Raw genomic sequence first — 9,242 nt, 5'->3', positions numbered from 1 at the left:
AGTCTCGCGCCTTCCGCACAAATCAACGTTCTAATATCAACATTTACCTTTAACACAGACTATATTAAAAAAATGGCAGTGATTAAAGTTCCCTGCCACTCTAAATTAATTCAACTGCCTTATCTAGCTGGTTTAAAGCCTTTTAATCTTAATGCATTTAATAATACTGAAACGGAGCTTAAACTCATGGCAGCGGCTGCGATGATTGGGTTTAACAGCGGTCCTCCAAATAAGTAGAGTACTCCCATCGCTATTGGTATTCCTAATGTGTTGTAACCAAATGCCCAAAATAAGTTTTGTTTTATGTTTGAGATTGTTTTTTTACTTAATTGGATGGCAGTTGGTACATCCATTAGGTCACTTCTCATAAGAACAATATCTGCAGATTCCATTGCAACATCTGTACCAGAACCAATTGCAATTCCGATATCTGCCTGTGCAAGCGCAGGAGCATCGTTTATACCATCGCCCACCATCGCTACTTTACTACCTTCTGCTTGAATCTTTTTAACCTCGTTTGCCTTGTCTTCTGGCAGGACCTCCGCTAACACTCTGTCAATCCCAACCTGTTTTGCTATCGCTTCTGCCGTCCTTCTGTTATCGCCAGTAATCATGGCAACTTCAATGCCCATCTTATGAAGCTGTTCAATTGCTTTTTTACTATTTTCTTTAACAGTATCTGCTACTGCGATAATTCCAGCCATACGACCATCTATTGCCACATACATTGGAGTTTTACCCTCGCCAGCAAGCCTATCAGATGTAACCTCTAGGTCTTTTAGCGAAATCTCCCTTTCAACCATAAGCTTTCGATTTCCGAGTAAAATGTTCTTACCATCCATTTTAACCTCAATTCCATGACCAGGAATTGCTTTGAAGAAGTCTAAGTTTTTAAATTCTATACCTCTTTCCTCAGCATCTTTCACAATTGCTTCCCCTAATGGATGCTCTGATCCTTTTTCAGCAGAAGCAGCCAATTGAAGCAGGTATTCCTCCGTAATTTCACTCGTCACAACAACATCCGTAACCTTTGGTTTGCCCTCAGTAATTGTCCCAGTCTTATCAAAGACAATGGTTTTAATTTTGTGAGCAGTCTCTAAGGCAACACCGCTTTTAATTAGTACCCCATATTCAGCACCTTTTCCTGTACCTACCATAATAGCTGTTGGGGTTGCCAATCCTAAAGCACACGGGCAAGCGATAACAAGAACAGATATAAAAATGGTTAAAGAGAATACTCCCGTTTCACCTGCAAAGAAATACCAAGCCAACGCTCCCGCAATTGCGATCCCAATTACCACAGGAACAAAATATCCAGAAATAATATCTGCCATCTTTGCAATCGGAGCCTTTGAACCTTGCGCATCTTCTACTAGTTTAATAATCTGTGCTAAAGCAGTATCTTTTCCAACTCTAGTAGCCTTATATTTGATCAATCCATTTTTATTGATACTTGCTCCGATAATTGCATCGCCTATATTTTTTTCTACTGGCATACTTTCACCAGTCAGCATTGATTCATCAACAGAAGTCATCCCTTCGATTACTTCACCATCTACAGGCATTTTTTCTCCTGGTTTAACAACAATGATATCACCAACTTCTACTTCTTCGATTGCCATTTCTACTTCTTTACCATTACGAATAATCATCGCTGTTTTAGGGGCTAGTCCCATTAGTTTCTTTATTGCCTCAGAGGTCTTTCCTTTTGTAACGGCTTCTAAATATTTACCTAGCAGGATTAAGGTTATAATAACGCCGGCCGCTTCAAAATATAAATCGTAGGCATAATCGATGTTCCCGCCATATATCTGGAAGATAGCAAAGATTCCGTAAAGGAATGCTGCAGAAGTACCCATAGCAATTAAAGAGTCCATATTGGGGCTTCTACTAATCAGAGAGCTAAAGCCAACCGTAAAGAACTTATTGCCAGCAAATAACACTGGAAGTACCAATAATAATTGAATTAAGCCAAAGTAAAGTGGATTCACCATTGGATCAATAATCGCTGGAAGTTTAAAACCAAGCGGTTCAAAAAACATATGACCCATTGTGATTACAAGCAGCGGCACGGTAAATACAGCAGAAATCACAAACTTCTTCCATAGCAGCTTGATTTCTTTTTCTTTTCTCTCTTTATCACTATCAACTGTCGTTTCCTCTTCTATTGCTTTATATCCTGCCTTCTCGATTGCTTGTTTAATATCTGAAACTCTCACCTTAGAAGGCTCAAAGCCTATTGATAATTTTTCGGTTGCATAATTTACACTTGATTCCAGCACTCCATCAAGCTTACTAGTTACCTTTTCAATTCTTTTCGCACAGGCTGCACAGGTCATGCCTTCTATTTGCAGTACCCTCTTTGCCGACTCAATAATGGCCTCATACCCTGCCTTCTCAATCGTTGCACGAATAGCTGGGAGTGATACGACGGATTCATCATATTGAATGCTTAATTTCTCGGTTACATAATTCACGCTCGAATCTTGAACTCCCTCAAGCTTTTTTGTTACTTTTTCAATTCGTTTGGCACAAGCTGCACAGGTCATTCCACCTATTTTAGACTCTGTTCCAACCTACTCACCTCAATCTTTTCTATCAAATATGATAACCACCCAAGATATCAGGGGTGGTTTATTTATTATTTTTTAATATCATAGATTTTAACGATTTGATCTGGACTTGCTCCCATTCCCATATCATCATCACTTGCTTCTTTAAAGACCCAACCGCTGTCTTCCAGTCTATTGATATCTATTCCTGCTTCTACAAGGGGCTCCGCATTTAACACAAAGATCATATCGGCATTATTTGTACCAAGCTTTTCTGTCCACTGAACTTGGTAACCTTCTCCAAGGCTAAGACCAAAATGTTGTACATCCTTATGATACTTCACATTGTCTGTATCAGCCTTTAAGAGTCTTCTCATGGAATCTTCAGACCCATTAGAAGCTTGTTTCTTATCTGATACATTGTAGGGTTTAATAAGACGATTAGGTAAATCATTCCCTTTATCGTCCTTAGCAGCTGGTTCATAAAGCCATTCGTTTTCATCAAGCTTACTAATATCTAGTCCTGCTTCTACAAGAGGATCCGCCAGCATAACCATAGCAAAATCTGCCTTATTAGCTGACATATCTTTACTCCATTCAAACTTTTCACCTGTTGACAGCTCAAAGCCCCAATGTTTTAGAGCTTCATGGAACCCTTTTTTATCAGGATATGCCTTTACAATTTTATTAAAGGCAAAAAGAGCATTATCTGCCTCTTTATCTCCTGTTACTGGTCTGCTGCAACCCGTGAAGGCTACTAATATTGCGCTCGAAACTAGCAAGGTGACTATTTTCTTTTTCATCTCTACAACTCCTAATGTGTAATGCTTACAACATTAGAATAGTGAAGTGTTATGAAGACAGTATGAAGAAAATAAGAGTGTCAAATTTCGGTCACAGATTTGCGTTAATTTGTTGAATTAAAATAGACCCTCACTGTAGTTCCTAATCCTTCTTCACTCTCTACCTCAATCATCGCATTGTGAAGCTCAAGGATATTCTTAACAATCGTTAAACCAATACCATTTCCTTCAATTTGACTCCTACTCTTATCTCCTCTATAAAGCCTTTCAAAAATAAATGGTAAATCTTCTTGCTTAATACCAATGCCGTTATCTATCACTTCCATAATAATGAAGTTTTTTTCTTTATAAAGTTTAATCGAAATCTTACCATTACTTTCAGAAAATTTAAGTGCGTTTGATAATATGTTTATAATTACTTGTTTCATTTTGTCCTTATCTGCTATGATTTGATATTCATCAGGGGCAATTTCATATTGAATCATACTATTATTATTTTCAGCAGCCCTATAGAAATCCTTACAAATCTCTGAAATCAAATGATCAAGTAAAATAGTTTCATAATTAAGTTTGATACTTTCTGATTCAAACTCTTTTAACAAATTTAAGTCATTTATTAAATTCCCAAATCGAATGACTTCCTCATTTAAATAATTTAATCCCTCATTTGTTACAGGAATTACACCATCAATCATTGCCTCAAGATTATTTTGTAACACGTTTAAAGGCGTTCTAATCTCATGCGTTATATCTGATACTAATCTTTTTCTGAGAGTGTCCTGGTACTTTAATTTTCCTGCAAGGATATTCACACTTTTTCTTAAATCCTCTAACTCTGCAATATTACTTTTTATATTCGATACCGTATCAAAGTTTCCTTGAGATAGACTGACAGACATTTTTGCCACCGCTCGAATTGGAGTAGAAAATTGTTTTGAAAAATACAGACTCAAGCTAATGATGATAATTAGAGCAAGGGTACCACTGGCTATAATGCTTTTGTTTATGGAAGATTTAAAGGTTAAATCTTCTTCTGTTAGAAGCACAGACGAATATTGTCCGATATCGATAAACCCAACTATTTTACCATTCTCTTTAATCTCAAACGTTTTTGTAGTATAAACACCACTTTCATGCCCTGGCATTTCTCCGATATGGATTTGAGTTTGTAAGTCCTCAGGATCCATTCCCCAGACTGCCTGTTTGCTGCTATCTAACAGTGTCAAACAATAATTTCCCATATATGCCTCATGCATTAATTCTACACCTGTATCTGAGGACCATTTACCTTCCCTTTTATAGGCTTCTTCAAAATAGGAAACAATTCTTTCATACCTCTTGTTCTGGATTTCAATCATGTATTCGTTAAATTTATTGGAAACAGTCATATTAACAAAAATAGTAACCAGCAGGATGGCCGCCACCGCTGATAATACCAATAAAATGCTTAATCTTCTGCTGATTGATTGCACTTACTTCTCACCACCAAACTTATATCCTGCTTTCATAACCGTAAGGACAAATTTGGGGTTCTTCGTGTCTATTTCTATCTTTTTACGAATATTTTTTATATGCACATCAATGGTCCGATCATAGCCGCTAAAATCTACGCCGAAGATTTTATCAATCAGCTGTTCTCTCGATAACACACTTCCTTTTGCTGAAACAAGTGCACAAATAATATCAAACTCATTAGGTGTAAAAGGGACCTCTTGCTTCAAAATTTGGACTGTTCTTTTATCACAATCAATCGTTAAATAACCGTCGTCAAAAATAACCTTGGAAGAAGGAAATTTGGAGCTTATTCTCCTAAATAAAGCATTTACTCTTGCAGTTAATTCTCTTGGGCTGAATGGTTTTATTAAATACTCATCAGCCCCGATATTTAATCCCTCTATTTTGTCATTTAATGAGCCTTTTGCTGTCAGCATAAAGATATGCACATCAGATGATTGCCGAATAATCTTGCAAACTTCTTCTCCGCTAATATCAGGCAGCATTAAATCCAATATAATTAATTTAAAATCCGCTATTTTTAAAAGATCCAACCCTTTTAAACCAGTGGCTGCACAATGAACGGTATAACCTTCTTTTTCTAAATAACCTTTTATGACAGTTGAAACACTTTCCTCGTCTTCAATTAGTAAAATATGATTCATACGATCTCACCCGGCTTATTAAATTTGATTCCTTGTAAAATAAGTATAATAGTTAAAGATAGTGAAAAATGTGAAAAAGGCTGACAATTATGTGTCAGCCCTTTTGTAGTTCACTATAGTTTTACTTTTTGTAATCGTAATGCGTTAAGGACAACGGATACAGAACTGAAAGCCATAGCTGCGCCGGCAAGCCAAGGGGCTAAGAAACCGAGTGCTGCAAATGGTATTCCCAGTGAATTATAGGCAAGTGCCCAGAAAAGGTTTTGCTTTATGTTCGTAATAGTCTTCTTACTCATGAAAATTGCATCTGCAATACTATTTAAATCCCCGCGAATAAGGGTAATGTCAGCTGCTTCCATTGCCACATCTGTTCCGGTTCCTATCGCCATCCCAATATCAGCAACTGCCAACGCCGGAGCATCGTTAATTCCATCACCCACCATTGCTACTTTCTTGCCTTGCGCCTGTAATTGCTTAATTTCAGATGCCTTGCCCTCCGGAAGGACTTCAGCAATCACATTTTCAATTCCAGCCTGTTTTGCGATTGCTAAGGCAGTCTGCTGATTATCACCCGTAATCATAATGACTTCCAGCCCCATGTCTTTCAGTCGCTTGATGGCACTTTTTGATGTTTCCTTAATCGTATCAGCAACAGCAACGGTACCTGCAAATTGTCCGTTTATGGCTGTAAGCATCGCTGTCTTTCCTGCCCTTTCTAATTCATTCATTTTTTCAAAAGCAGAAGCTGCCTCCACGTTGTACTTATTCATTAATTTCCTTGTACCAATTAATAATTCTTTCCCATCAACCACAGCTTTGATTCCAAAACCAGGAATGGCTTCGAATTCAGTAACATCTTTAAAGTGAATTCCTTTTTCCTTAATACCCTGGACTATCGCTTGTGCTAAGGGGTGCTCCGATTGCTTTTCAGCCGAGCCAATCAAGGATAGAAATTCTTCCTCTTCAAACATTTCGGTTGTGATGACATCCGTTAAAACAGGGGTACCGTTTGTTACTGTTCCGGTTTTATCCAATACAACAGTGGTAATTCGGTGGGTCATTTCTAAATGTTCCCCACCCTTAAACAGAATTCCAAATTCTGCAGACCGGCCTGAGCCAGCCATGATTGATGTTGGAGTTGCCAGTCCTAGTGCACATGGGCAGGCAATAACAAGGACGGCTATCATTTTTTCTAAGCTTTCCGCAAAATCCCCAGGAGCTACCCATACAAACCAAATAATAAAAGTAAGAAACGCGATACCAACCACGATTGGTACGAATACTCCAGAAATTTTATCTGCTAGTCTTTGAATGGGAGCCTTAGATCCTTGTGCTTCTTCCACTACTTTAATAATTTGTGCTAAGGCAGTATCTTTTCCAACCTTTTTAGCTTCCACTTTTAAAAAGCCGTTTTTGTTAAGTGTGGCACCTATTGTCTCATCACCAATTGTCTTATCTACAGGGACACTTTCACCAGTAAGCATGGACTCATCAATGGCTGAATTTCCTTCGATGATTTTTCCATCAACAGGTATTTTTTCGCCCGGTTTTATATATAAGATATCTCCTACAACAACCTCTTCAAGTGGAATTACCAGTTCTTGCCCATCTCTTTCAACTGTCGCCGTCTTAGCTTGAAGTCCCATTAATTTCTTAATCGCTTCAGAGGATCGACCTTTAGCTTTTGCCTCAAAAAGCTTCCCTAAGATAATTAAGGTAATTAATATGGAACTTGTTTCATAATAAAGCTCAACACCATGTGCTTCTTCCATAAGGGACATAATCGATAAATAGAGACTATAAAAATAGGCTGCTGATGTCCCGAGGGCAACCAGTACATCCATATTAGCACTTTTATTTTTGAGAGCTTTATAGGCTCCAATGTAAAACTGGGAACCAATTATAAACTGAACGGGTGTAGCCAAAGCCAGTTGTACCCATGGATTCATAAAAGCTTCAGGAACCCAAATAAAGGATGTAAAAGAAAAATGTCCAACCATTGCCCATAATAACGGAAGGGAGAGAATAGCTGAAAAAATAAATTTGCCCGTTTGCTTACTAATCTCCTTTTGACGATGGTCACTTGTTTCTTTTACATTCTCCTTCACACGAGCCCCATAACCAAGCTTTTCAACCTTATTAATAATGTCACTTGGTGTTAAGACAGACCCGTTGTATTCCAACGTAGCTTTTTCAAGTGCCAGATTCACATTCGCCTTAACGACCCCATCTAATTTATTCAAACCCTTCTCTATTCTCGTTGAGCATGCCGCACAAGTCATCCCGGTAATATCAAATTCTGCTTTTTCGGTAACCACGTCATAACCAAGGTCTCTAATTTTTTTTTCAATATCTTCGACCTTTAGTTTTTGTGGATCATATTTTATAGCAGATCTTTCTAATGCAAGATTAACGGTTGCTGTTTCTACACCTTCTAATTTATTTAAACCCTTTTCTATCCTTAAGGCACAAGCAGCACAAGTCATTCCGGAAATTTGCAAATTGGTTTCTTTTAAAACTTGAGACATAGAATCCACTCCCTTATACCCCATATGGGTATATTTTGTTTTAAAAAGAACGTGCTATTCACTAGCACGTGTCTTTTCCTATTTTTACTCTACGTCGTAACCTTGATCATCAATTGTTTCTTTGATTTTATCTAATGTTACCTCTTGGTTGTTATATTCCACATCTACTGTATTAGCCTTTAAGTTAACTTTAACAGAGCTTACTCCGTTTAGTTCACCAACACTGCCTTCAACTGCTTTTACACAGTGATCGCATGACATTCCTTGTACGTTTAAAGTAATCTTTTCCATTGTATATTCATCCTTTCTTAATTAACACTAATTTAACCTTGTAAAAGAGGTTATGTTCTAACTTCATTTAACCATACCCCCCTACCCTATGTAAAGTGTTTTTTATACGTTTTTTCCAACTTTCACATTTTGTTCATTCATCCGTATTTTTATCCACGAGTTACAGAGACCAATAGGTAAGGGAGTCAAATATTCCTAATAGTATAATCAATATTCCTGAAACTCTTTGTATGGAAGTCCCAAACTTTCTTCCCTTTTTCAGCAGTACTCCTCCCCCGCCTAAGTACCAAATAATCAAAATAAAAAGGATTACCGGCAAAGCTGTTCCTAATGCAAATACAGAAGGCAGGATAAACCCGTATGTGCTGGACAAAACAATCGGCATTAAGGTAACAAAGAATAGGATAAACATAGTTGGACAAAAAGCCAGTGAAAAACTGAACCCTAACATAAAGGAACCAAATGGTGTTTCCCGTTTGTACTCTTTAGTCCTTTTAAATAATTTGATTGTTCCTTCTAGTTTTATTAATCCAATCATATATAACCCAACAATGATAAGTAATGGTCCCATTATTTTGCGAACCCAAGGAAAATATGAAATTAGGCTTTCTTGAATTTCTCTTCCTAATATCCATACAAGTCCTCCTAATAAAGAGAAAGCAACCACTTTTCCTAATGTAAAAAAGAGAACATCCTTCCACACAATTTTCTGTTGAAAGGAGCGGTTACCATAAAGCGTTAATGCGCTGATATTTCCAGTAAGCTGACAGGGTGCCAGAGCTCCCACTATTCCTAATAGTAAGGCAAAAACGAATGGCCAAGATTCCAAGTTGTTGGCGATGATAAAAAACGGTTTGCTTACAAATGAACTAAATTGACTCATGAGATTGTACATAGAATCACCTTATT

Annotated in this window: 7 protein-coding genes; all 7 read right to left on the bottom strand. The window is 37.5% G+C overall.

Annotation, left to right across the window (positions count from 1 at the left end; translation table 11 throughout):
* Positions 1 to 119: 119 nt before the first annotated feature.
* Entirely contained in the window at positions 120 to 2,549 is a 2,430-nt protein-coding gene (locus CHI06_RS03950) for a heavy metal translocating P-type ATPase (protein WP_095247122.1), read from the bottom strand.
* A gap of 92 nt (positions 2,550 to 2,641) precedes the next feature.
* Entirely contained in the window at positions 2,642 to 3,355 is a 714-nt protein-coding gene (locus tag CHI06_RS03945; protein ID WP_095247121.1) for a hypothetical protein, read from the bottom strand.
* Between the two features lie 104 nt (positions 3,356 to 3,459).
* A complete protein-coding gene (locus CHI06_RS03940) occupies positions 3,460 to 4,827 on the bottom strand; it encodes a HAMP domain-containing sensor histidine kinase (protein ID WP_095247120.1) in 1,368 nt (455 codons plus the stop codon).
* Positions 4,828 to 5,514 carry a response regulator transcription factor gene (locus tag CHI06_RS03935; RefSeq protein WP_095247119.1) on the bottom strand — a complete coding sequence of 229 codons (687 nt, stop codon included), beginning with the start codon at positions 5,512 to 5,514 and terminating at the stop codon, positions 4,828 to 4,830.
* A gap of 113 nt (positions 5,515 to 5,627) precedes the next feature.
* Complete coding sequence (locus tag CHI06_RS03930; protein WP_095247118.1) at positions 5,628 to 8,042, bottom strand: heavy metal translocating P-type ATPase; 2,415 nt, start codon at positions 8,040 to 8,042, stop codon at positions 5,628 to 5,630.
* Between the two features lie 84 nt (positions 8,043 to 8,126).
* Positions 8,127 to 8,333: a copper chaperone CopZ gene (copZ, locus tag CHI06_RS03925; RefSeq protein ID WP_095247117.1), complete on the bottom strand. Its 207-nt coding sequence runs from the start codon at positions 8,331 to 8,333 to the stop codon at positions 8,127 to 8,129.
* 160 nt (positions 8,334 to 8,493) lie between these two features.
* Complete coding sequence (locus tag CHI06_RS03920) at positions 8,494 to 9,228, bottom strand: urease accessory protein UreH domain-containing protein (protein WP_095247116.1); 735 nt, start codon at positions 9,226 to 9,228, stop codon at positions 8,494 to 8,496.
* Positions 9,229 to 9,242 lie beyond the last annotated feature (14 nt).

It is taken from the genome of Bacillus sp. 7884-1 (assembly GCF_002272245.1).
Taxonomy (GTDB): domain Bacteria; phylum Bacillota; class Bacilli; order Bacillales; family Cytobacillaceae; genus Neobacillus.
Note: the sequence above shows the minus strand (reverse complement) of the source record. Positions and strands in the feature narration are given on the sequence as shown.